15 protein-coding genes are annotated in these 23043 nt (G+C 38.5%); 6 read left to right on the top strand and 9 right to left on the bottom strand.

Features of this window, described 5'->3' with window-relative positions; translation table 11 throughout:
• Positions 1-17: 17 nt before the first annotated feature.
• The 3 genes from AB7E53_RS05065 (at position 18) to AB7E53_RS05055 (ending at position 4691) form a co-directional block, all read left to right on the top strand.
• The gene (locus tag AB7E53_RS05065) at positions 18-425 is read left to right on the top strand and encodes an acyl-CoA thioesterase (protein ID WP_371689523.1); all 408 of its coding nucleotides are present in this window, start codon (positions 18-20) and stop codon (positions 423-425) included.
• A 22-nt stretch (positions 426-447) separates the two neighbouring features.
• Positions 448-1554 carry a DNA-processing protein DprA gene (dprA, locus tag AB7E53_RS05060; RefSeq protein ID WP_446774537.1) on the top strand — a complete coding sequence of 369 codons (1107 nt, stop codon included), beginning with the start codon at positions 448-450 and terminating at the stop codon, positions 1552-1554.
• A 323-nt stretch (positions 1555-1877) separates the two neighbouring features.
• Complete coding sequence (locus AB7E53_RS05055) at positions 1878-4691, top strand: M16 family metallopeptidase (RefSeq protein ID WP_446774535.1); 2814 nt, start codon at positions 1878-1880, stop codon at positions 4689-4691.
• 78 nt (positions 4692-4769) lie between these two features.
• Here the strand turns inward: AB7E53_RS05055 and AB7E53_RS05050 are convergent, their stop codons facing one another.
• From AB7E53_RS05050 to AB7E53_RS05015, 8 genes are all read right to left on the bottom strand, one after another.
• Entirely contained in the window at positions 4770-6302 is a 1533-nt protein-coding gene (locus AB7E53_RS05050) for an AbgT family transporter (RefSeq protein ID WP_446774533.1), read from the bottom strand.
• 290 nt (positions 6303-6592) lie between these two features.
• Positions 6593-7771 (bottom strand): glycoside hydrolase family 26 protein, encoded by a 1179-nt coding sequence (locus tag AB7E53_RS05045; protein WP_446774531.1) that lies wholly within the window; start codon positions 7769-7771, stop codon positions 6593-6595.
• Position 7772: 1 nt separating this feature from the next.
• Positions 7773-9266: a hypothetical protein gene (locus tag AB7E53_RS05040; RefSeq protein WP_446774530.1), complete on the bottom strand. Its 1494-nt coding sequence runs from the start codon at positions 9264-9266 to the stop codon at positions 7773-7775.
• A gap of 79 nt (positions 9267-9345) precedes the next feature.
• A complete protein-coding gene (locus AB7E53_RS05035) occupies positions 9346-10305 on the bottom strand; it encodes a hypothetical protein (RefSeq protein WP_079682419.1) in 960 nt (319 codons plus the stop codon).
• Between the two features lie 19 nt (positions 10306-10324).
• A complete protein-coding gene (locus tag AB7E53_RS05030) occupies positions 10325-11830 on the bottom strand; it encodes a RagB/SusD family nutrient uptake outer membrane protein (RefSeq protein ID WP_446774528.1) in 1506 nt (501 codons plus the stop codon).
• 14 nt (positions 11831-11844) lie between these two features.
• Positions 11845-14937 carry a SusC/RagA family TonB-linked outer membrane protein gene (locus AB7E53_RS05025; protein WP_446774526.1) on the bottom strand — a complete coding sequence of 1031 codons (3093 nt, stop codon included), beginning with the start codon at positions 14935-14937 and terminating at the stop codon, positions 11845-11847.
• 207 nt (positions 14938-15144) lie between these two features.
• Positions 15145-16170, bottom strand: a complete 1026-nt coding sequence (locus AB7E53_RS05020; RefSeq protein WP_079682331.1) for a glycoside hydrolase family 130 protein — start codon at positions 16168-16170, stop codon at positions 15145-15147.
• Between the two features lie 22 nt (positions 16171-16192).
• Positions 16193-17770: a sodium:solute symporter gene (locus AB7E53_RS05015; RefSeq protein ID WP_446774524.1), complete on the bottom strand. Its 1578-nt coding sequence runs from the start codon at positions 17768-17770 to the stop codon at positions 16193-16195.
• Positions 17771-17924: 154 nt separating this feature from the next.
• Here AB7E53_RS05015 and AB7E53_RS05010 point away from each other — a divergent pair, with 154 nt between their 5' ends.
• Positions 17925-18791 (top strand): AraC family transcriptional regulator, encoded by an 867-nt coding sequence (locus AB7E53_RS05010; RefSeq protein ID WP_446774522.1) that lies wholly within the window; start codon positions 17925-17927, stop codon positions 18789-18791.
• A 322-nt stretch (positions 18792-19113) separates the two neighbouring features.
• On the opposite strand, the gene AB7E53_RS05005 is transcribed toward AB7E53_RS05010, so the two are convergent.
• Positions 19114-20217, bottom strand: coding sequence for a hypothetical protein (locus AB7E53_RS05005; protein WP_446774520.1), 1104 nt, complete (start codon positions 20215-20217; stop codon positions 19114-19116).
• Between the two features lie 335 nt (positions 20218-20552).
• On the opposite strand from AB7E53_RS05005, the gene AB7E53_RS05000 reads away from it, so the two are divergent.
• Positions 20553-21680: a 6-bladed beta-propeller gene (locus AB7E53_RS05000; RefSeq protein WP_446774518.1), complete on the top strand. Its 1128-nt coding sequence runs from the start codon at positions 20553-20555 to the stop codon at positions 21678-21680.
• A 402-nt stretch (positions 21681-22082) separates the two neighbouring features.
• A complete protein-coding gene (locus tag AB7E53_RS04995; protein ID WP_446774516.1) occupies positions 22083-22958 on the top strand; it encodes a 6-bladed beta-propeller in 876 nt (291 codons plus the stop codon).
• Positions 22959-23043 lie beyond the last annotated feature (85 nt).

The raw sequence follows: 23043 nt of genomic DNA, 5'->3' as shown, positions 1-23043 counted from the left end.
CAGAACTTGTATAAGCAATGAAATCATACATCTTTAAACTATCGATGAAGGTACGCGATTACGAATGCGATCTTCAGGGTGTTGTAAACAATGCCAATTACCAGCATTACCTGGAACATACCCGTCATGAATTTCTCGAATCATTGGGCGAAAACTTTGGAGCCATGCATGATAAGGGCATAGACGCCTTTGTTTCCAGGGTGGATATCCAATACAAAACCCCTTTACGCAGCGGCGATACATTCACCTCCTGCCTAAACATCGTAAAAAACGGTCCCCGGTTACAATTCCTGCAAGACATTTACCGCGACAGCGACGGTGCGTTGGCAATTAAAGGCGTTGTTGAATCGGTGGTGGTAGACAACGGGCGGCTTACCCGGGGCGAATATTTCGACGACCTGTTACAACGGCATAATCTTCTTTAGTAAATCACATTATGAAATAACCATGACCGACAAACGAATTTACCAGATAGGACTTACGATGATTAACGGGGTGGGCGATATTCTTGCCCGCCATCTTTTGGAATCACTTGGAGACGAGGAGGCCATCTTTACTGAAAAGAAATCTCAACTCGAAAAAATAACAGGTATCGGTCCTACCCTGTCGACCGAGATTCTGCGCGCCGATGTACTGCAGAAAGCAGAAAAGGAGCTCACCTTTATTGAGAAAAACAAAATCGACTGCCATTTCTATACAGACAGTACCTACCCACACCGTCTGAAGCAGTGCGAAGACGCCCCCATCCTTTTTTATAGCAAAGGCAATATCAAACCGGATGTACAGAGGGTAATCAGCGTTGTGGGTACACGTAATGCCACTACATACGGCAAGGATCTCACTGAATCCTTAATCCGGGATCTGGCGTTACACTTTCCCGATCTTCTGGTGTTAAGCGGACTAGCCTACGGAATCGACATCTGTGCACATCGCAGCGCCCTGCAGAATCAATTGCCTACCATCGGGGTTTTGGCTCACGGACTTGACCGGATATATCCGGCCATACACCGCAACACCGCCGTTGAAATGTTGCAGCAAGGAGGATTAATAACCGACTTCCCCAGCGGAACAAATCCCGACAAACAGAATTTTATAAAAAGAAACCGTATCGTAGCGGGGCTATCAGATGCCTCCCTCGTAGTTGAATCGTCCAGTAAAGGCGGATCACTCATTACGGCAGACATCGCCTTCTCCTATGGCCGGGATGTTTATTGTTTTCCTGGAAGAGTGGCTGACGAGCAATCCAAAGGTTGCAACAAACTGATCCGTGAAAATAAGGCAGGACTAATCACCTGTGCCGCCGATCTGATTGCGGCCCTGCGCTGGGAAAGTAACGAATCCCCCTCAACCAATGTACAGCACAGCCTTGCATTTGAAGAAGAAAACGCCCATCCGATAGTCACACTTCTGAAGGAAAAAGGAGAGCAGCACGTAAATCAGATGGCCATCGCCCTGAATATTCCGATACGCAACCTAACCACACAGCTGTTTGAACTGGAGATGGAGGGAAAAATAAAAACCATGCCGGGGGGTATGTTCAGACTTGTAAGATGATTATAATAAAAAAAGGGAGATAGCTCCCCCTATAAACAATTAAAGGATGTCATCCCGACATCCCCTAACCAAACTTTGTTAACCTTAAATCTAATACTATTATGAAAAAACCACGATGCAAAGATACAGGCAAAAAGCCCTTTTGTCAAGTCTTTTTCAAATAAAACATGTTAAATAACATGCTCTGTTATGTCAAAAAGACTTAATCGAACCGAATTATATCACAAAATAGTCAAAATATATTAATTTTTGAATTTTATTAGTTATGTTTGTTACTCTATTGTACCATATCCCCACGAAAACAATTTAAGAATTTGATCAAAATGAAAAATCGAAGTTATTTAGTCTGGCTGTTGCTGCTGGGATTTATCCTTCCAATAACAGCCCAGCAACAAATGCAACCCCTTCCCATCGACCCTAAAGTACGTTATGGCAAACTGGCCAATGGACTGACCTATTACATCCGGCACAACGAACAACCCAAGGAAAGAGCCGATTTTTACATCGCCCAACGGGTTGGCTCCATGCAGGAAGAAGACAATCAGGCCGGACTGGCACACTTTCTTGAGCACATGGCCTTTAACGGAACCAAGAATTTTCCCGGGCATGGCATAGACGATTTTACTGAAAGTGTTGGAATACGCGGAGGCGAAAACCTCAACGCATATACTTCGTTCGACGAAACCGTTTATATGATTATGAACGCCCCGGTAAACCGCCGCGAAGTGGTAGACTCTTGCTTGTTGATCCTGCACGACTGGTCGGGATTCATTGCCTTGGAAGACTCCGCCATCGAGAAAGAACGCGGTGTAATTCGCGAAGAGTGGCGTACCCGTCAGGATGCCCAGGCTCGTCTGTGGGAGCAACAGTTACCCAAAATGTTTCCCGGTAGCCGGTATGCCAACCGCATGCCCATCGGCTCCATCGACGTAATCAATAATTTTAAGTACGATGAAATACGTGCCTATTACAAAAAATGGTACCGTCCGGATCTGCAAGCAGTAATTATCGTAGGTGATATAGATGTAGACCAGGTTGAGAACAGCCTGAAACAGATGTTTACCGATATCCCCAAACCGGTTAATCCCGCCGAACGCGTCTTGCACCAGGTGCCGGATAACGATCTTCCGCTGGTTTCGGTGGCAACGGATAAAGAGGCATCCAACACCATCCTGTACCTCTTCTACAAACACGACAAGCTTCCCCGCGACCTTTACGCAACGCCCATGGGCCTTGTGATGGATTACATCCGCAATGTAGCCAGCAGTATGATGAACGACCGGTTCAACGAGCTGCTTCAGAAAGGGAACCCTCCCTTTGTGGATGCCCAGGCTTCCGACGGCGAATATATGATAGCCAAATCTAAAGACGCGTGGACAGTTGCCTGCCTGGCCAAGGAAGACCACATAAACGAAGCCCTTACGACCATGGTGGTGGAAACACAGCGACTCAAGAAATTCGGCTTCACAGCATCCGAATACGAACGGGCACGCATCAATGTGCTTAAGAACTACGAAACACATTTCAACGAACGCGATAAGCAGAAAAACGATGCCTACACCAACGAATATGTTACTCACTTTACCGATGGAGGATATATTCCGGGTATCGAGACCGAGTATGCGCTGATTAACCAGATTGCACCGGGTATACCTGTTGAGCAGATAAACCAGTATATACAGGACATGATTGGCGATAAAAATATCGTTATCTCTCTTACAGGTCCCGAAAAAGCCGGACTCACCTACCCCTCCGAAGACGATCTGCTGCGTACCTTTATGAAAGCCCAGAAGCAAGAGGTTGAAGCGTACAAGGAAACTGTCTCAAACGAACCTCTTATTGCCAGAGAACCTACTCCTGGAACCATTCTGAAAGAAGAGAAAGACCCCTTGTTCGGAACAACCGTTCTTACCCTTGGAAATGGGGTTAAGGTAGTTGTGAAACCTACTGAACTGAAAAAAGATGAGGTATTGATGACCGCCACCAGTCCGGGTGGTAGTTCACTGTTTGGCAAAGAAGATGCAGCCAACCTGAAACTTTTTAACGATGTGATTGGATTGGGCGGTTTGGGCAACTTCAGTGCAGTGGATCTTCCCAAAGTCCTTGCCGGAAAGAAAGCCTCTGTATCAGCAAGTCTGGGTATGGATAACGAAAGTCTGAACGGACAATCAACTCCGGCCGACCTAAAAACACTCTTCCAGCTGATCTATCTTCAGTTTACAGCACTGCGCCCCGATACCGAAGCCTATACATCTTTTGAGGGACGTACCAAAGCTCAGTTAAAAAACTACGAACTCAATCCGATGGTTGCCTTCAGCGACACCATAACCAAGGAAATTTACAATAATAATCCAAGGACGGTGCGACTAAAAGAGAGTGATTTTGAGAAGATAAGCTACCAACGCATCCTTGATATGTATAAGGAACGCTTTGCCGATGCATCCGACTTTACCTTCACCTTTGTGGGTAATATAAATCAAGACAGCCTCAAGCTATATGCCAAACAATATCTGGCCACCCTTCCCTCCCTCAAAAGAGTGGAAAAAGGAAATGTAAACGAGGTACCGGCTATACGTAAAGGCTCGGCAGTGAACCATTTTGCCCGTTCACTTCAAACTCCCAAGGCTTCGGTAGTGAACTTTTTCAGCGGCGAATTGCCTTATACCCTCGAAAACCGGCTTACACTTACCATGTTCAAGCAGATTCTTGATCTGGTGTACATGGAGAAGGTACGCGAAGATGAAGGAGGAACCTACGGAGTGCAGACTTCGGCTCAAATTTCGAGCTTCCCCGAAGGACGCACCGTTTTGCAGACCTATTTCGATACAGATCCTGCCAAACGTGCCCAGATGAACTCCATCGTACACAATGAGCTGAAAAGAATAGCGGAAACTGGTCCTCGTCCGGAAGATTTCAATAAGACGAAGGAAAACCTGCTAAAGAAACATGCCGAAGCATTGCAGGAAAACAGCTATTGGTTAAATACGATCGACACCTATTACTTTAAGAAACGTGACGATCACAGCACCTATGATGCTACATTGAATGCGATCACCCCTGCAAGTATTCAGAACCTGGCCAAGTCTCTGTTAAAACAAGGCAACACCGTCGAAGTGGTTATGGAACCCTCGCACTAAGGTAAGGCACCCCATACAAAAAGAGCAAATGGTTTTCCATTTGCTCTTTTTATTTTATCCACGATGTTCAAATAAATACTATTGCCCGGTTGTATAGAACAAGCCGGCCTCCGGACCAAGCGGCAATGCCAGCCATATCCAGACAATCATCAAAGCAGTCCACACCACGAAGAAAGCAAACGAATAAGGCAGCATAGTTGCCATCAATGTACCTATACCCGCCTTTGGTTCGTATTTCTGGTAATACACTATGATCAAAGCAAAGAAACTCATCATCGGCGAGATTATATTAGTTACACTATCCCCTATTCTGAAAACTGCCTGAGACAGTTCGGGGGAATAACCCAACAGCATAAAAATAGGAATAAACACGGGTCCCATGATAGCCCACTTGGCCGATGCACTCCCCATAAACATATTTATAAAACCAGACAGTATCACAAACAGTACTACCAACGGAATAATACCCATATCCACAGCCTGCAACCAGGCAGCCCCCTTCAGGGCAATCAGCAATCCCAGGTTACTCCATTTGAACCAGGCTACAAACTGAGCAGCAAAAAAGACCAGTACAAGAAAAGAGACCAATCCCTTAAAGCTGTGATTCATTCCGGCTATCACATCCTCGTGCTTTTTAAAAGTGCCGGCCACATAGCCATACACGATACCACAGGCAGCGGTAAGGATAAACAAGAACGATATGAATCCCTTCAGAACCGGCGAATGCAGTACCTGATTATCGGCTCCACGCAAGAACCCATGGTCGGGCACCAATCCCCAAACAACTACTCCCATAAAAAGTGCCAATGTAATTCCCGCCCAACGCAGACCGCTTTTCTCTCTTGCAGTCAGATCGGTAATCTCCTCCTTGGGTACATCCCCGGAATAATGGCCCAATCTCGGTTCCACAAACCGTTTGGTAACCCAGGTACCTGTAACAGCAATCACGATGGTAGACACAGCCATAAAATAGTAATTGGCCGTGGGCATTACATAATAATCAGGATCCAGGATACGGGCCGCTTCGGTGGATAATCCCGCTAATAGAGGATCGATAGTGCCGATAATCAGGTTGGCACTGAATCCACCGCTAACACCGGCAAAAGCTGCAGACATACCGGCGATGGGATGTCTGCCCAAGGAATGAAAAATCACACCGGCCAATGGAATTATCAGGATATATCCTAAGTCGGAAGCCACATTTGAAAGAATTCCGGTTAGCACCACCATAAATGTAATCGAACTTTTGGGAGCCTTAATCAGCAATGCATTGATAGCCGCCCGGATTAATCCGCTGCTCTCGGCCACTCCGATTCCCAACATGGCAACCATTACAATACCCAACGGAGCAAATCCTGTATAGTTGTCAACCATATCCAGCAATATGCGGTGAAGCCCCTCCTTTGAAAGAAGATTAACTACCGCAACCAACTCACCGGTAGCCGGATGGATACCATTCCAACCCAACCAATGTCCCACACCCGAAAACACCAACGTAAATCCAGCAAACAACCCGAACAATGCCGCAGGATGAGGTAACGCATTTCCAACCCTCTCCACCATATGCATCAGGTTAAGGTTATAAATTTTTTTGTCAAAAAATTTCATCATTCTATTCATATATTTTGGAAGCAGATTATTCAAAAAGACAGGATCCGTAACAAACCGGATACATTATGTAACAAATTACGCCCCTTCTGAACAAATATACAATAAAACCCTTAAACTTCAAACATACAAGCAGATAACAGCTTTGCCAGATGAGATAAAATAAATTTTAATGACAAAAAGTAAGTGCCGTCTCGAAAACTTACTATTTAATATACAAAAATAGTCTGTGAAATACTGAATTTAATTCAAACACTTCACAGACTATATAGATGGGAATAATACAGGTTGCACTATTTGACTACAACATTCTCTGCCTGAATATACATATCAGGCAGGTCCTTACTGAAAAATGATATCGGGCTATTGTAAAATTTAATAAAGTCAGACTCGGATGGATGACCTTTAAATACCGAAAAATAGTGAGTTCCTTCTTCCTGAGGATCGTATTTGTTACGCCACGTTACAATTAGACTGACGAATCGACCCGTTGCCGGAGTAAGAATCTGTTTCGTCCAGAAATCTTTGTCCGTAAATGCTTCAACTCCTGTTTCAGTAACGCCACATGGCTTCATTTTTTCTTTCGAGATAGCAGCAATCGATTTCAGATTAGTCGAAAATGTACTCGGATTTAAGCCATGATAGCAGTCCATTCCGATAAAATCGACGTAATCATCTCCTGGCCAGCGAAACAAAAAATCATCTTTTGTCTTAGGCACATCCATTTGGGGAGAGATGGCATAAATAAACTGATGAACCCCCTTTACATCTCTAAGATAAGTCACAGTAAATCGCCACAAATCGATAAACTCCTTTTCAGTAGTGCACATTTGCCCCCACCATGACCAAGTTTGAGTATGTTCGTGAAAAGGTCTGAAAATCACGGGAATCTGATTTCCTTTGCTATCTTTAAGATCTAAAGCAAATTTAGCCAATCGGTCAAGCCATACTTTAAACTTTAAATTTGTTTGGCTTCCGTCTTTCAAAATTTCTTTTACTACGTTTATATTTGAATTATCCCATGAATCTCCACCTGTAAGCGGGTTATTCAAATGGCAGCATGCAGTAATAACCTCTCCTCTTTCACGAGCTTCAATAATACATCTTCTTCGTATATCATTAGAATTACTCGCCAGAGAACGATCATCCATAATTTCTGCGAAATCAACACTAAAAACTGCCGGATAATCTCCACAAACATCTTTTGTATCCGAACCGCCTGGAACATTAAACCACTTGCGACCGTAAAAAAGATCATCATGATGCCCAAACATAAAACCTTTAGATTGAATAGCCCATAATTGTGAATATAAAGCCTTTGTTTGGTCTGTAGACTTTTTATCCACAATACTAAGCTCCACTGTCGTTACAGGATCAGGATCCGGCTGTACGGGCTTATCTATGGGATTATCCGTATCACAAGCACCAAACAGCATCATAGCACTAAGAATTAATACATTCATTTTAATCATATTATTGGTGGTTCATATCCGTAATTAATACAAAACTCCGGGCCTTTAGGGTGGCTTTATAAGAATGGTCTATTTTTAGATCTGAAATAGCAGGGACAGGAAATCCATCACTGTCTTTCTGCATATTGTTTTCCTGATATAAATATAGATCTGCTTGCTTCATTTCAAAGGGCAATGAAATAGTAACAACTTTATCCTTATCCCCTACATTTACCAAGGCCACCACATGTTTATCGTTATGTCTTGCAGCAACCGTGTAGATATCTTTATCCGCAGTATCAACTTTACTCTTTAAAATATCGGATCCGGGTTGGAAATAACGACACATCAGAGACCATGTATAGAACCAGGGACGAATTTGCTCCTCCTCAGGCTTGTTGAATACCTCTTTACCAAGGATATTCCACATACCCCAGATCTTGATATCTTCAGGCTTTCCTGAATCACCATTGCTGTGCATTGCATCATCCAGCATCCATGCAGCCATTCCAGAATAGCCGGCATTCATCACTTCCATACAGAGCAAAGGCATATCCAACCCATAGAAATAATCATAACAAAGCATATTACAATCACTTCCTTTTGTATAAGGATGACCAATGAGTCTTCTATTATATTCGGCCATCAATAAAGAATCCGGCTCCCTCCAATATTTATAACCAGCCTCGCCAAGTATTATTTTTTTTCCTTCAGGAATATGTTTCTTATATTTATTGAGGATAGAAGGATATTCACCCTGACGAACTTGATTTTGTCCCGGATATGCATGAATATCATAGATTCCAATCAAAGAATCTACATCCATCACAGATTGACTGATCCATTTTTCAGAATCATATTCTGAATTGGGATTCGCGTAGTCTGCAACAATATCCGGACCTGCCAACTTAACCTTATCGGAAAGACCTGGATATTCTTTCATTTTTTTATCAAAACGGGTCAACATCTCCTTCCACAATAAATAATCGCCATTTGGAGAAGCCCAATCACCGTCCGGTTCATTGAAAATTACAAAATACTTAATACAAGTGAAACCCAGATCGTTTACTAAATAATTTAAATAATCTACCGACATATCTACCCATTTCTGGTCCTGTTTCATGTCCCAGGAAGGAGGATTGTATTCTCCAAAAATGACATTGATATTTCTTTCAGTACAATATTTGAGTAGCTTCGATATAGATTCAATATTTCTATTCTTATCGTATGTACCAGCTGCAGCATCGTAATATCTGTAAGGACTATTAATCATACACCGCACATAGCCCATCTTCATATAATCAAGCCGTTTAAAAAGAGTTTGCCAATCCTCCTCCGAAACCGTAGCTCCCCACGATTCTGCCTCATCATACGGATCCCATTCTGCTCCATTCCCAATATATCCTGCATTTATTACTTCAGGATAAATGGTTATCTGTACCTCATCTTCTTGTTTACAGGCAACTAACATCAGAAATGCAGAAGCAATCAATGTCAATGTAGTTATTCGCATCATTTATATATTTATTGGATTTATATTTATAAACAACAATAAGTCGGTTGATTACAAAAAACCAACCGACTTACGGAATCATTTATCGTTTAACAACGGATATCCAGTATCTACGAGCTTTCTTAGCAAATTTATCATAATCACTGTAAATTGCCGACCAATCATCTGTTCCATTTAGATTGAAAGCAAATGCATTGTTCTGAACAGTCATTGAAAGTCCGTTTCCTAAATCTTCCTTTCCAGCTCCGACCAACGATCCGGTTGTTACTTTTCCATTTGCATCAGTAAAAGTAATGGTTCCTGCTGAATAATTACGAACCCACGTGCTTTTCCCTTCAGGAATTTGACGATAAAACTTTTTCAAATCAAGAGGTACACCGGGATTCTCTTTATTCATGCTTCCTGCAAAAATAAAATCAGCATATTTTCCATCAGCTCCTGCATCGTTGATACAAATACCAGAAGTATTTCCATCGTCTGTAATATCGGTCATTGTAAAGGTGAGTGTATTATCACATTCCTTATCAGGACCAACCGTTTCAGACCAACACCATGATTTTGAAGCTAACTGCAGAACCGCTCCACCGCCATATTCAGGGCCGGTACCGCCATATACTGTTAGATCCTTGACCTCCCATACTCCCACTAAAGATTCTGTAAATTCATTTACATGAATCTTATATTCTCTGGTTTCACCTGTAGCTGAAGTAACCAAAAATGAAGCTGTGCGCGATTCATTCTCGAAATTAAGCGCATCTCCAACAGAAATGGATGCGTTAGCCTGATAAGACATCTCTATGTCTGCCAACTTAACTTGCGACAAATCAGGAATAGCTGCCACATTGATTGACAATGTAATATCGCCTGTAGATGCACTGGTCGTTTCGATAGTTGCAACCCCTACCTGATTTTCAAATTTAATATTAAGAACTTTTCTTTCATGATTCCAACCACCTGCATTTACATCATCAAGTGGATCTTTAACACAAGACAATTGTGCTAAAAGGATAAACACAAATAATAAATATTTTGTAAGTTTCATACTTTCTAGATTATTAAGATTATCGGATGCTTCCATTCAAATTAATTTCTGCTTGAGGAATCGGATAAAAGGTTACACGATCTTCTGAAAGACCTGCAGCCTGTGGAACATCACTGATGATCCGGTTCCAACGGCGTAAATCATACATATGATCCCCTTCAAAGGCCAATTCGAACGTACGCTCTTTAAACACTTCTTTTCTGAAAGCCTCTTTAGTCAGATTCGGATTCAGAGTTCCTAAACCAGCACGTTGACGGATAAAATTAACAAGTGAATATGATTCAGGTGTCGGTCCGGCAGCTTCAGCATAAATCAATGCGACATCCGAGAATCTGATTAAAAACGGACGGGTACTTGTTTTGTCAGCATCGAATTTCGGATCTATAAACTTACGACAGAACGGATATGGGATCTTACCCGGATATTCAGCCTTCAAAGTACCGTCAGAGCTGTAGACCTTGCTCACGATAAGATCCGTTTTACGCTTATCATTCGGATCAAAACTATTATAAAAGCTAATTTCGGTTCTATATTCACCCCAACCGTCATGTGTTGGAATGTATGCATTAGTATCCCCTTGCTTCAGATATAAAGTTGCACCGTCAATGTAAGGAATAAACATTTTCGAGATTTTCGAATATTCGCCTTCCGTAGAACCGGAACGATCCATAGCCATTATAAAAATATGCTCCGGACCTCTGGGTTTTTCTACATCATAAATATCAAGTAAAGAATTATCGAATTTATAGACAGACTGTTTATGGATCACTTCTCCGGCATAATATGCAGCACTATCATACATTAATGTTACATCTCGCTTCATGTCTTTATAAAGTGATACATTATGCTCTTTTGCCGATGCAATATACAGATATGCCTTTGCAGCCAATGCCTGAGCGGCCACTTTGTCTGCACGGCCGATCTTGGGAGCATCATATACGTCCAACAGCTCAGAAGCCTTCCTGCAATCAGACAATATAAGATCATATAACGTATCCATGTCCGGAGCAAGAGGGGATGCTGTCTGATCCAACGTCTCTACCACAGATTCGTGCAAAGGAACTAATCCGAAGTTACGTACCAGATTAAAATAGTTCCATGCTCTCAGGAAATAGGCTTCTCCAAGATATTGGTCTTTTAAATTCTGATTAAAATCACACTCCGGAATCTTTTTAATAATGGCATTAGCTCTGTTTATAGAGATAAATCCATACTTAAAAAAGTTTTCTAAAGTTCCATTTGTCTTAAAATTATCAACTTTCCAATTATTCAGATCTTGATTATCTGCACTCGCATCCGACTTCGTAGTTGTATTTTCACTAGCGATATCTCCCAGGAAGAAAATTGATCTCGAATATTCAAGATAAGTCAATGTTCCGTAAGCATAGGCAACTGCCGCCTCTGCATCGCCTGCCGTCTTATAGAAATTATCTTCGGAATAGAATCCATATGGCTCTTCATCCAAGCTACATGATCCAAATAATAAAATGCTAGATAATGCTATATATTTTAATTTGATTTTCATAATTATTTAATTGTTTAAAAGGTTAAATCAATACCTAAAGTCCACTTTCTTAATCTAGGATATCCTCCGCTGTACACGCCGTTCAGACCAACCTCTGGATCATATCCTTTAAATTTAGTAAACGTATATAGATTTGATGTGTTTATATATAAACGAGCCTTTGATAAAATTGATTTTTTAGAAAAATCAAATGTATATCCCAAATTTAAGTTCTGAACTCTGAGGAATGAACCATCTTCAAGCCACCAATCAGAAATTTTAACTTGTCTACCTTCTCTTAGACTTGGATATTCATTCGTAGGATTATCGTTCGTCCAACGGAATGGCTGGTTGCTAGGCTGGTTAAATGCCTGTGTGTTCAATACATCCTGTCCGAATACTCCATTAAAGAATATATTTACATCAAATTTTTTCCAGGCTATATTTAGATTCAAACTTGCAGTAAAATCAGGATTCGGATCACCAATAATAGTTTTATCCTTTTCATTTATTTCACTATCTCCATTCAAATCGAGGTATTTATACTCTCCTGGATTTGCATTATCTCCAGACAATCCAGCAGAGACTCCCTCTTCCAATGTCTGAATAATTCCATTTGTTCTGTATCCGTAAAAAACATTTACAGGTTGTCCGATTGCAAGAATATTTGTGTAATCACGATACTGTTCTAAACTATTACCTACATATTCAAATAAATTACCTGTCATTGGATCAGTGATAAGTCCGGATTCCAGCGTATTTCCCAAGTCTTTTACTTTATTTCTGTTATGAGAATAGATAAGAGTTCCCCCTACATTCCAATCTTTTGTATTAATAACGTCTGCATCGATAGAAACTTCATATCCTCTATTTTGGATTTTACCGTCATTAACCCACATTTTATCATAACCCGAAGAAAGAGCCAGATTACGTTCACGCAACAAATCACGAGTCTGCTTGTCATAATAGTCGAATGTAACTCGTAACTTTCTGTCAAGGAAAGCCATATCTAAACCTAAGTCGGCTTGAGCAGTCGTCTCCCATTTTAAATTTGGATTAGGGATACCACTCCATACTCTATAAATCCAACCCGGGCCCGTCCATCCCGAAACATATCCAGGACCAATTGTTGTTACCCAATTTCCATCATTATAATACTTCCCAGTACCATATCTGCTTAATGTCTGATATGAACTAATACCCTGGTTTCCTGAAATACCATAACTAAAACGAGGCTTTAATTCATCAAAAACATTAAGGTCCTTGATAAATCCTTCTTCATGGGCTTTCCAGCTTATTGCTCCAGAAGGGAATGTTGCCCATTTGTTATTTTTCCCAAATTTTGAGGATCCATCTGCACGGGCAGTCAATGTTACCAGATACTTATTGGCATACGTATAGTTCAAACGGAACATTCCGGATTTCAATTTAGATTCGGCATAACCATTCGACAACTCATTCTTCTCAGGATTACCCGCACTCATGTTCTCGTTACCTAAAGATTCATTTACAAAATCTTTTGCAACCAGACCTGAGCTTCTGGACATCGAATATTCGAACGAATAGCCGGCCATAATACCTATATCATGTTTATCGAACGATTTTTGGAAGTTAGCAAATGTTTCAGAAACCAGGTTATTTCCTTCCCAGTTGTTAATGCTGGCAAGACCGTTGCTAAACTGTCCACCTTCTGTATAAACTTTGGGTTGATAGCTATCGCTCGTCGATTTTCCGAATTTATAGTTCAATTGTGTAGTCAGCTTCAAATAAGGAAGAATCTGCCACTCCAATGCTGCAGAAGAAATTAAATCCAAAGTTTTACTTTTATTCATCTGATTGTCGCTGATTGCGATAGGATGACTAAAGTCATTTGCATTCGTTAGGTAATATTCTCCCTTTTCATCATACACCGGGAAAATAGGATTACGCCAATAGGCAAGTCCCCCGTTCGAATTTCTACTTCCTGCAGAAAGAATATTAGAGAACCTGATTTTGAAATTATCATAGATATTATGATCAACACTTAAGTTGTACCCTCCCTTTTTATAATCATCTTTTATATACATCCCTTTATCTGTGTAATAATTTGCACTCAGATTAAAAGATGTTTTTTCGTTTGAACTAGAAACAGATACAGTAGTATTATTCGAAATCGGATTACTTCTAAACACTAAATCATCCCATCGGGTATTTGTATTCCATGTAGATTGAAGCTCTTGAACAGAAGGATAATAAATACCTGTTGAACTTACTTCTCCAATATAAAGCGGACTAAAACCTCCATTAAGTCTGCTTTCATTACTCAGGGATGCCATCAATACAGGATTTCTCCACAAATCTAATTCTGAAGTGAATTCAGACATTGTTATTTGTTGTCTAACTGTAACATTAGACGTTCCAGATTTGGCTTTCTTTGTTGTGATCATAATGACCCCGTTCGCGCCTCTTGAACCATAAATTGCAGAAGCTGATGCATCCTTAAGAATCTCCATGCTTACAATATCAGCCGGATTGATTTGCTTCATATCTCCTGCATCGCCAAGAGGAAAGCCATCAACAACTACCAAAGGAGCGTTTGATCCACGAAGTGAACTTCCCCCTCTGATTCGTACAGTAGCACCGGCTCCAGGATCTTGTGATGAGTTTACTACTTGTAAACCGGCTGCACGCCCTTGAAGTAAACCGTCCACCGAATTCGCTGGAATAGCTTTCAACGCATCCGTTTTAACAGATGCTACTGCTCCTGTTACATCACTCTTCTTAACACTTCCATAACCAACAACAACAACCTGTTCCAGCAGTACTGATGATTCATTTAAGGAGACATTTATGACAGTCTTCCCTGCTACAGGAACATCTTTGCTTTCCATCCCCACATAAGAAAACTCTAAAATACCATTTTTAGGTACATCTCTTAATTCATATTTACCATCAACACCAGTTACTGAACCGATAGATTGGCCTTTCACTTTCACTGTTGCACCAATCATTAATTCTCCATGAGCATCCTTAATTACTCCAGTAATCGTAATTCGATCCGATTGCTGTGGATTAGCCGCAATAATTGCAGGAGTGCTGGAAAAAAACAAACACATTATCAATACTACAAATGACAACATGGAATACATACTACGTTTCCGTTTTCTTTTCATATTATTAGAAATTAAGAAATTTAAAAAAAATACTTTTCACACCCACTTTGTGCACAAAGCAGTGTATTAAAAGAGATTACAAATATATGGTGAGCTAAAACAGTAAAGTTTATAATCTTTGCTCAAGTATTATACTTTTTTGAATAGTATATATAAATAATAATGAGCAATATTATGCTAAAATTATAATTGGCACTCCGATAGTAGGTAATTCAATAATTCATCTAATTTGCATGTCGCCACACAAACATATTTGTCGGCACTTCCATAATAAACAAATAACGTGTTATCAACAATAACATTTCCGGTAGGGAATACACAACCGTTATAATAACCGGATGTCTCATGTTCAAATTCAGGCTCCAAGATACAATTAGGTGTTCTTGCAATAATCCGTAATGGATTTTCAAGATCAAGAAGTAAAGCTCCTACTCTGTAATAGCCTTTTCCTCCATGTTCCACGCCATGGTATAGCACTAACCAACCTTTATCAGTCTTCAAGGGGGGTGTACTTCCTCCAATTTTTTCTTCCCACGATCCTTTTATCCCCGAAATAAGCAAGTGACTTTTTTTATCTTCCCAATTCAGTATATCGTCAGAAAATTTTACCCATATAGACGGGAATTCCACTCCATAATCATCTCCAACAAATTGTTTGGGCCTGTGAAGCATTACAAACTGGCCGTTAATCTTTTCGGGGAAAAGGATAACATCTCTATCATCCAATATAGGAGAAGTTACTCTTCCTAATCTCCTAAAAGATTTAAAATCGGAAGTAACGGCCAGTCCAGTATTTCCCAAGTTCTTCGATATTGCAGCTGGTGCATACTTGCCACAAGAAGGAAGAAGAATTTCGTCGTGTGCAAACTTCCAATATTGTCCTGGGCTGTAAGGTCTGTAGGCGTATGTAATATAATATTCGGAGTCAAACTTAACAATCCTTGGGTCTTCAACACATCCTGCATCCGGACCATCTAAACTTGGACCAAAAACAGGAGTATTGCTCATCCTTTCAAAATGATAACCATCCCGACTTGTAGCCAAACCTAAACGAATTATATGTTCCGGATCATCCCCTGCAGCTCTGTAAAGCATATAAAAAATACCATTATCAAAATAAACTCCAGGATTGCAAGTAACCAAACATTCCCAATCATTTATCTCTAAAGGAGAAAGAATAGGATTACTTTCGAATTTTTTTAACTTCATATATATTAATTTAATTAGTACATCAACTAAAAACAATCCAAATTAAAGCACTTAAAATCAGTAGGACTAATGACCAGAATAAATAATTCTTATGCCACGATTCAGATTTTAATTCTGTTATTTCTGATTTAATATCATTTATTGAAAAAGTAGTATTTGTAAGTTTCTCGTTTGCTGGTTTAGAGAACATTAGACTGGTCACATAGATAACAATCATGCTAAATACCAATAAAAAAGGTACTATCAGCAAGAAATGCAAGTCACCAAAAATGAATGGTTTGAAGAACAAAAGAAGTACAGCAATAAACAATCCTGTAATTAATCCTATAAAAGCACCAGTACCATTTACTCGCTTATTGAAAATACCCATTATAAAGGCTCCTACTATTGGGGGAGCAATATAGGAGAGCATCTCTTGATAATATTTTAATAGAGAACCGAATTGACCAATATTAGGAGCCCAGATCGCAGCTACAAGAATCGCTATACATGAGGAAATTTTTCCAACCTTTACCAGTCGTGCAGAATCCTTATTTTTTGAGAACTGTGCATAAAAATCCATTGTAAATAAAGTAGATGTTGAATTCATTATCGCACTAAGAGTAGATGTCAAAGCAGACAACAGTGCAGCAAACATAATACCTAACAGTCCAACCGGCATTAATTGCAGTACCATAGTGGGATACACCATATCTGGTTTTTCCAGACCTGGGAATAGATTTTTAGCAATTATTCCGGGCAATACGATGATAAACAGGGTCGACATTGTTAAAAATCCAGTGAACAAAACTCCCTTTCGTCCTTCTTCCACCGATTTGGCACTTAACACCCGTTGAACAAGCGTCTGATTATTAGCCCAGAAATAAATACCAAGTACAGGCATTCCCACAATCAGTCCCAGCCATGGAGTAGCAGTATCGGTGAGTGGCCTGATTAACTTTGTCAGAATATCGTCACTAGCAAAAAGATTATAAAAATAATCGCCACCGTTATTGAAACAGATCACTGTCAGAATAACTGAGCCCAGTATCAATATTACTGCTTGAATCAATTCTGCATTAATTGCCGAGGATAGGCCACCTGGAATTGTATAGGAGGCTGCAATAATAGCAAATATGATTATAATAAGCTGTAAATCAGCTTCTGGAACTATTAGTTTAATAATTAGAGCGGCAGCATATAGAGCACCTGCGGCATCTAAAAATATGTTTCCTATTATACATATTGCTGAAAAATAATATCTTGACCGATGATCGAATCGTTTTTCAAGAAATTCAGGGATTGTAAAAACAGCTGATTTTAGATAAAGAGGCAACAAAAAAATAGCAAAAAACACCATCACAATTATCCCTGTAAGATTATAGTTAAAAACTGCAATCCCTGTGTGGTATGCATCTCCAGATTGCCCAATCAATGTTGTACTCGAAATACTGGCTGCAAAAAGAGATAAGCCTACAACCTTCCACGACATGGATCTACCTGCCAGAAAGTAAGATTGAGAGTCTGAGCTTTTTCCATTTTTTAACCCCCACCATATTATCAGGAGCAAATAAATAAAAACAATACTTAAATCCAACACGCTTATTGTGAATGTCTCCATTATACTTATTTTTAAGATTAAATTCGTTGGCAAAAGTAAGGGTATTCAATTTAAGTAATTTATATTATTCTGTTTTATGATTATACTTTTTTGAATAATAGTATTCAATATCAGAATAAATAATAGTTTTGCAAAAAGAAACTTTAAATGTATTATGAAAGACATACAAAAAGAAATTACTCCTATTTCTATGGACGATCTTTTTATAGTTTTAGATCATCCAAGTGCAAAATTCGATTATCCGGTCCATTATCACTCAGATTATGAGATCAATTTAGTTATAGACTCATGCGGTAAGCGAATTGTGGGTGATTCTATAGAATATTTTGATTCATTAGATCTCATAATGATTGGACCAAATCTTCCTCATGCCTGGAATGGGGAAATAGTTGAAGGGAATCATGTGATCACTATTCAATTTTCTGATAAATTATTGGACTTTCCAATACTCGAAAAGCGTTTGTTTAGCCAGATAAAACAATTACTTTTAGAATCTCAAAGGGGTATTGTTTTTTCAGAACAAACACAACAATTTATCAAAGAAAAAATACTTAGACTTACTAAGATGCAAGGATTTCATACAGTCCTGGAGTTTTTATCTATTTTACATGAGCTGTCCATTGCTGATCGACGTATTCTCGTTAGCAACCAATACGACACTAAAGATACGATACGAGCATCAAAAAGTCGAAGAATTGCGAAGGTTTGTGAATTCATCGAAAACAACTTTGAAGAACCAATAAAATTAAAAGATGCGGCCGATCTCGTAAATATGTCTGAATCGGCATTCAGCCATTTTTTTAAAAAGAAGACAAACAATAATTTTATAGACTATGTTACAAATCTTCGGATAGCCAGAGCATGTCAAATGCTTACAGAAACAACTCATACTGTTGCAGAAATTTGCTACTCATGTGGATTCAACAATCAATCTAATTTCATTAGAATATTTAAAAACAAAAAAGGTAGTTCTCCAAATAAATATAGGACAACAATACAACAAATGCTCATTAAATATTAATTAAGTGGATTCTTTTGTCTTACATCTATAAAGGATTTCATTTTAGGAATTAGCTACGTTCAAGGCATAGGTTAGTTATTTTCATTCCATAGCTTCTCGTCTTCCAATTGTGTATATTGGATCCGCAAGGATATTTCACGATAGATTGGACCGATAAAATCTACCAGGTTGTCAGCTATTAGAACACATCATCCGAAATGATGACAACAGCATACGTAAAAACAATCTCGATAAACTTTTCTATATAGACGAATCCGGACAATAGGCTTCTGACAGGAAACCGGTTTGGTGGCAATCACTCTCTAATAATACAATTACACACTTAAGAATTCAGGAAAATCAGTTGATATCCTATACCCCTGATCGGTTCTATTTTGATGACAGCTATTTGTTTCAAATGTGTTCGTAAATGTCGAATCGCATTAGCTACAGCATCGCGATCCGTTTTAGATAATCCATTTTTTATCGATCGAGACAATACGTCTATGCATATATTTTCATAAGTCAATTTCTGTTGTTCAACTTGAATGAAAGAACAAAATAGTCTTAATGAATTCTCTGTCAAACGGATATTCGTGTCTTTTTTATAGCATAAATCACCATGTTCTTCATTAAAAAATAAATCTTTTGATAATTCCACCCACTTGATTCTTTTATCCTGGATTAATGGCTCAGGAATTGGTAAGCGTTTTTCCTTTTCCAGCAATTCCTGTTGCTGTTTTTGCAGCTTTTCTTGTTTCCGTTGCAGTTCCAATCTCTGTTCCTCTTGTTGTTGATTTAATACCTGCCGTTCTTGCTCTTTTTGCTTCAACTGCAATTCTTGGTGTGCAACCCTCTGCATCTTTCGATACCAGAAACAGTATCCACCAGTAACCGAACCTAACAATAAAAGCCATCCTCCCACAATAATCCACATTAGCAGACTATGTCGCCAAACCGTTCCAAAAGGGAATTGTATATAGGCTTGTAACATGATATTTCTATCGGGATTCTCATCAATCCGATAGATAAATTGTTTTAAGGGAATCGCTTCTTCATAAAAAATACTGTCGGAGGAAGTATTAATAACATGACCATTCCATTTACAACAAATAGCTGTATTTGCCTCAATTTTACGTTCTAAAAGTGTAGTACGAAAAAGACTATCCAATAAAGTACGGGTTGAATCACGGTAAAATAAAAAATCCTGATCACACCATTCACTTTTCTCAGCACCCGATATTGCATTAGGAGATTTTTGGGGATTATAGCTCCCGAACACTCTCCCTATCTGTAACGTTTTTTCTCGCTGCAACACATCTGTAAACACAAGAGAAGACTCTGAACACAACTTATTTTGCTGTATATGAAAAGCACTCCACAGCCACCAACCGAATAAAAAGGTCAGCCCCACACAACATACTATCATCAAAATCTTTTGTTTCATATCCATTTCATCTCATCTTTCCATTGATTCCAGATTAAGTTCTCTGATAATTCGCTGACAGTCATGCTGTGGTTCAGAAAGTTACCTCAATTAATCCTTGACCGTCCATTTAATTGTTGTTTAAGTTTATTATATGTATACTTTTGCATTAATCATACTTGCTACTGAAGTAATCTTGGATTTTTTAATAATTGATAAAAAAGGAAGCGTTTTTGTAATTGCAAAACAACAAATAACAATGCCCCTATGTATAAAGGACTTAACAAAGATACTATTGCAAATGAGATAATCCCTCATTTATCAGCATCTTTATCTTATTTTAATTTAATAGTAATATGAGAAATATCTTTATCTTGCTTTTTACACTATGCTTTGTCATGTGTGCCCCCAGACAATCGGATAACACTATCTCTGTTGACTTAGATCACCCAGAGAAAGCCTCTTTATTCGACTATTTCCGTTCCATAGAACTTATTCCGTTGGAAACATCATCTGATGCTCTTGTCCAGGCAATTACCAAAGTGGTTGAACATGAGGATAAGTATTATGCATTGGATAAGCCCCAATGTCTTATTTTTGTGTTTGATAAGGCCGGTAAATTTCTATATAAAATAGGAACAAAGGGACAAGGAGCTGGAGAATATGCATTTATTTCGGATTTTAATATTAATCCCTTTTCCGGCAATCTGGAAATATTGGAACCTTATGGACGAATACATGTCTATAGTTTATTGGGGGATTTTATTGAAACCAAACGAATTTCTTATCCGGAGTTTAAGGTGGCTCACTCGCTTGCTGCTTTAGATAATGATATTTATGTGTCTCATTCTCTGTTTGAACCTAAAAAAATTGCTTATTTCGATTTGAATAAACAAGAATTATTGCATGAAGAATTTGAAGAAGATATATCTATCGGAAGTTATTCACAAATACCCTATCAATATAAAGATGAATGGTTCTTTTACCGACCGTTCCATCCTATTGTTTATAAAATAGGAAAAAAGCAGTTGGAAGCCTTTTTTAAATTTGATTTTGGGAAATACACCAAAGATGGTAGAACTGCTGTGCTCTCGCAAGAGGCTAAAATGAATTTTACTAAGAATATAGAAGAAATGTATGCTCAATATTCTTACATGATACAGGCTGTAAGACATAACGACAAATATATATTCGCATCTGTTTTGTGGAAAGATAACGACCATAGGGCAAATATCATATATGACAAATCCACCGGCAAATCCAAATATATCATAGAATTTGATGAAAAAGTGTGGTTTAACTCGTATCGTGGAGAAGAAATCATAGTTACAGACCAATATGCCATGATGCCTATCCAATGGGTTGATTTAGAAAAACGTGTGACCAAGGAGATGCTGAACGACAAGCAACAAATTATTTTGGAAAAACTGTTACAGGCGGATAGAGAACAAAATCCGATACTGATTAAATATTGGTTCAAATGAAGGGGAAATCAACACTATAATTTTAAAGTGCGTGCAGCCTATTTTTACTGTTTAATATCGGTTTATTTTTTTTGAATCTCAATTTATCATTGATCCGGAATAGGGTCGATGACAATTTGATGACATTTCTCTGACAATTTACTGACACACATGCTGTAATTCAGACAGTTACCAAAACTTATTCTTGACTGTTCATTTAACTGTTGTTTAAGTTTATTTTATCTATATTTTTGCATTAACCATGACTTGCTCCTATTAAAGTAGCCTCAAGAAATAAATATATTAAACGCTATTTTATCAGAAAGTGGTACAAAATCAGGATATTTTACTATATACACTCTTTGCTTTACTTAACAAAAAAACTAAAAGCAACCGTTAAGCAGGGAGGTAAAACACCTAGTAATGAACACGAAAGAAATTTTTAATACATTAAAAAACTATCCAACTAAAATGAAAATAATATTTTATCTGCTACCACTATTTGTCTTATTATCGTGTAGCCAAAATCAAAAAGCTGACAATTTATCAATAGAAGTTATTTCTATAAATCTAGATAAAAAAGAAAATGAAGAAATGTCTGAGTTTATTGAAAAAATAGAGCTCGTACCTCTACATACGGATACGAATAGTATTATTTCTACTTACAAAAAAATAGACTATTGTGATGAACTTGATATGTTTATAATATTAGACAAGGAATTGGTTGTTTCTCTTTTTTCAGGGGATGGCCAATTCATTGCTAATTCAAAAAACGTAATTGGGGAAGGTCCGAATGAGTATAGAACTGCAGTCGACGTTATTTACAATCCCTTTTCAAGAGCCATAGAAATACTAAATCCATATGGAACAATATATAGATACAATACATCTTTTCAATTTATAGAGAAAATTAGTCTTGAACAGAACAGTAAAATATTCTCCCGATTTGTATCTATTAGTAATAATGAATACATTCTTACCCCTGTGATGTCTGGATACAAAGATGCTACCATAGTATTTTGCAATTATAACAAAAAGAAAATTATCAAAAGTATTAGTTATGAAGAAGATTGTATTTCTTCTATAACAATGAACTATAACCCATTCTTCACCTCCAATAATAACCTTATATTTTCCCCATTGTGTTTAAATTATAGTTTTTACCAAGTAGATCGAGTCAATCAGGATATCTCGCCTATAATAAAGCTTGATTTCGGTGATAATACTATACAAAAAGAATCATTAATCGAAAAATTTGCTATAAATAACAGTTCAAAAGTATACCACCATTCCAATTGAAAAGTATACCAGCTAATCAGAAAAAATAGAGGCTAATGTCAGCACTTGATGGAGTGCAGGCGTAGCCGAAACGGAATCAAGTGCT

The sequence above is a fragment of the Macellibacteroides sp. genome (genome assembly GCF_050251695.1).
In the GTDB taxonomy this organism is placed as follows: domain Bacteria; phylum Bacteroidota; class Bacteroidia; order Bacteroidales; family Tannerellaceae; genus Macellibacteroides; species Macellibacteroides fermentans.
This window is presented reverse-complemented; position numbering and strand designations above follow the sequence as displayed.

What these genes read in the sequence shown, in the direction of transcription:
- AB7E53_RS05025 (WP_446774526.1), bottom strand. Translation starts at nt 14,937, where the DNA reads ATGTATTCCATGTTGTCATTTGTAGTATTGATAATGTGTTTGTTTTTT.
- AB7E53_RS05035 (WP_079682419.1), bottom strand. Translation starts at nt 10,305, where the DNA reads ATGAAACTTACAAAATATTTATTATTTGTGTTTATCCTTTTAGCACAA.
- dprA (WP_446774537.1), top strand. Translation starts at nt 448, where the DNA reads ATGACCGACAAACGAATTTACCAGATAGGACTTACGATGATTAACGGG.
- AB7E53_RS05050 (WP_446774533.1), bottom strand. Translation starts at nt 6,302, where the DNA reads ATGATGAAATTTTTTGACAAAAAAATTTATAACCTTAACCTGATGCAT.
- AB7E53_RS05000 (WP_446774518.1), top strand. Translation starts at nt 20,553, where the DNA reads ATGAGAAATATCTTTATCTTGCTTTTTACACTATGCTTTGTCATGTGT.
- AB7E53_RS05040 (WP_446774530.1), bottom strand. Translation starts at nt 9,266, where the DNA reads ATGATGCGAATAACTACATTGACATTGATTGCTTCTGCATTTCTGATG.
- AB7E53_RS05045 (WP_446774531.1), bottom strand. Translation starts at nt 7,771, where the DNA reads ATGATTAAAATGAATGTATTAATTCTTAGTGCTATGATGCTGTTTGGT.
- AB7E53_RS05065 (WP_371689523.1), top strand. Translation starts at nt 18, where the DNA reads ATGAAATCATACATCTTTAAACTATCGATGAAGGTACGCGATTACGAA.
- AB7E53_RS05055 (WP_446774535.1), top strand. Translation starts at nt 1,878, where the DNA reads ATGAAAAATCGAAGTTATTTAGTCTGGCTGTTGCTGCTGGGATTTATC.
- AB7E53_RS05030 (WP_446774528.1), bottom strand. Translation starts at nt 11,830, where the DNA reads ATGAAAATCAAATTAAAATATATAGCATTATCTAGCATTTTATTATTT.
- AB7E53_RS04995 (WP_446774516.1), top strand. Translation starts at nt 22,083, where the DNA reads ATGAACACGAAAGAAATTTTTAATACATTAAAAAACTATCCAACTAAA.
- AB7E53_RS05020 (WP_079682331.1), bottom strand. Translation starts at nt 16,170, where the DNA reads ATGAAGTTAAAAAAATTCGAAAGTAATCCTATTCTTTCTCCTTTAGAG.
- AB7E53_RS05015 (WP_446774524.1), bottom strand. Translation starts at nt 17,770, where the DNA reads ATGGAGACATTCACAATAAGCGTGTTGGATTTAAGTATTGTTTTTATT.
- AB7E53_RS05010 (WP_446774522.1), top strand. Translation starts at nt 17,925, where the DNA reads ATGAAAGACATACAAAAAGAAATTACTCCTATTTCTATGGACGATCTT.
- AB7E53_RS05005 (WP_446774520.1), bottom strand. Translation starts at nt 20,217, where the DNA reads ATGAAACAAAAGATTTTGATGATAGTATGTTGTGTGGGGCTGACCTTT.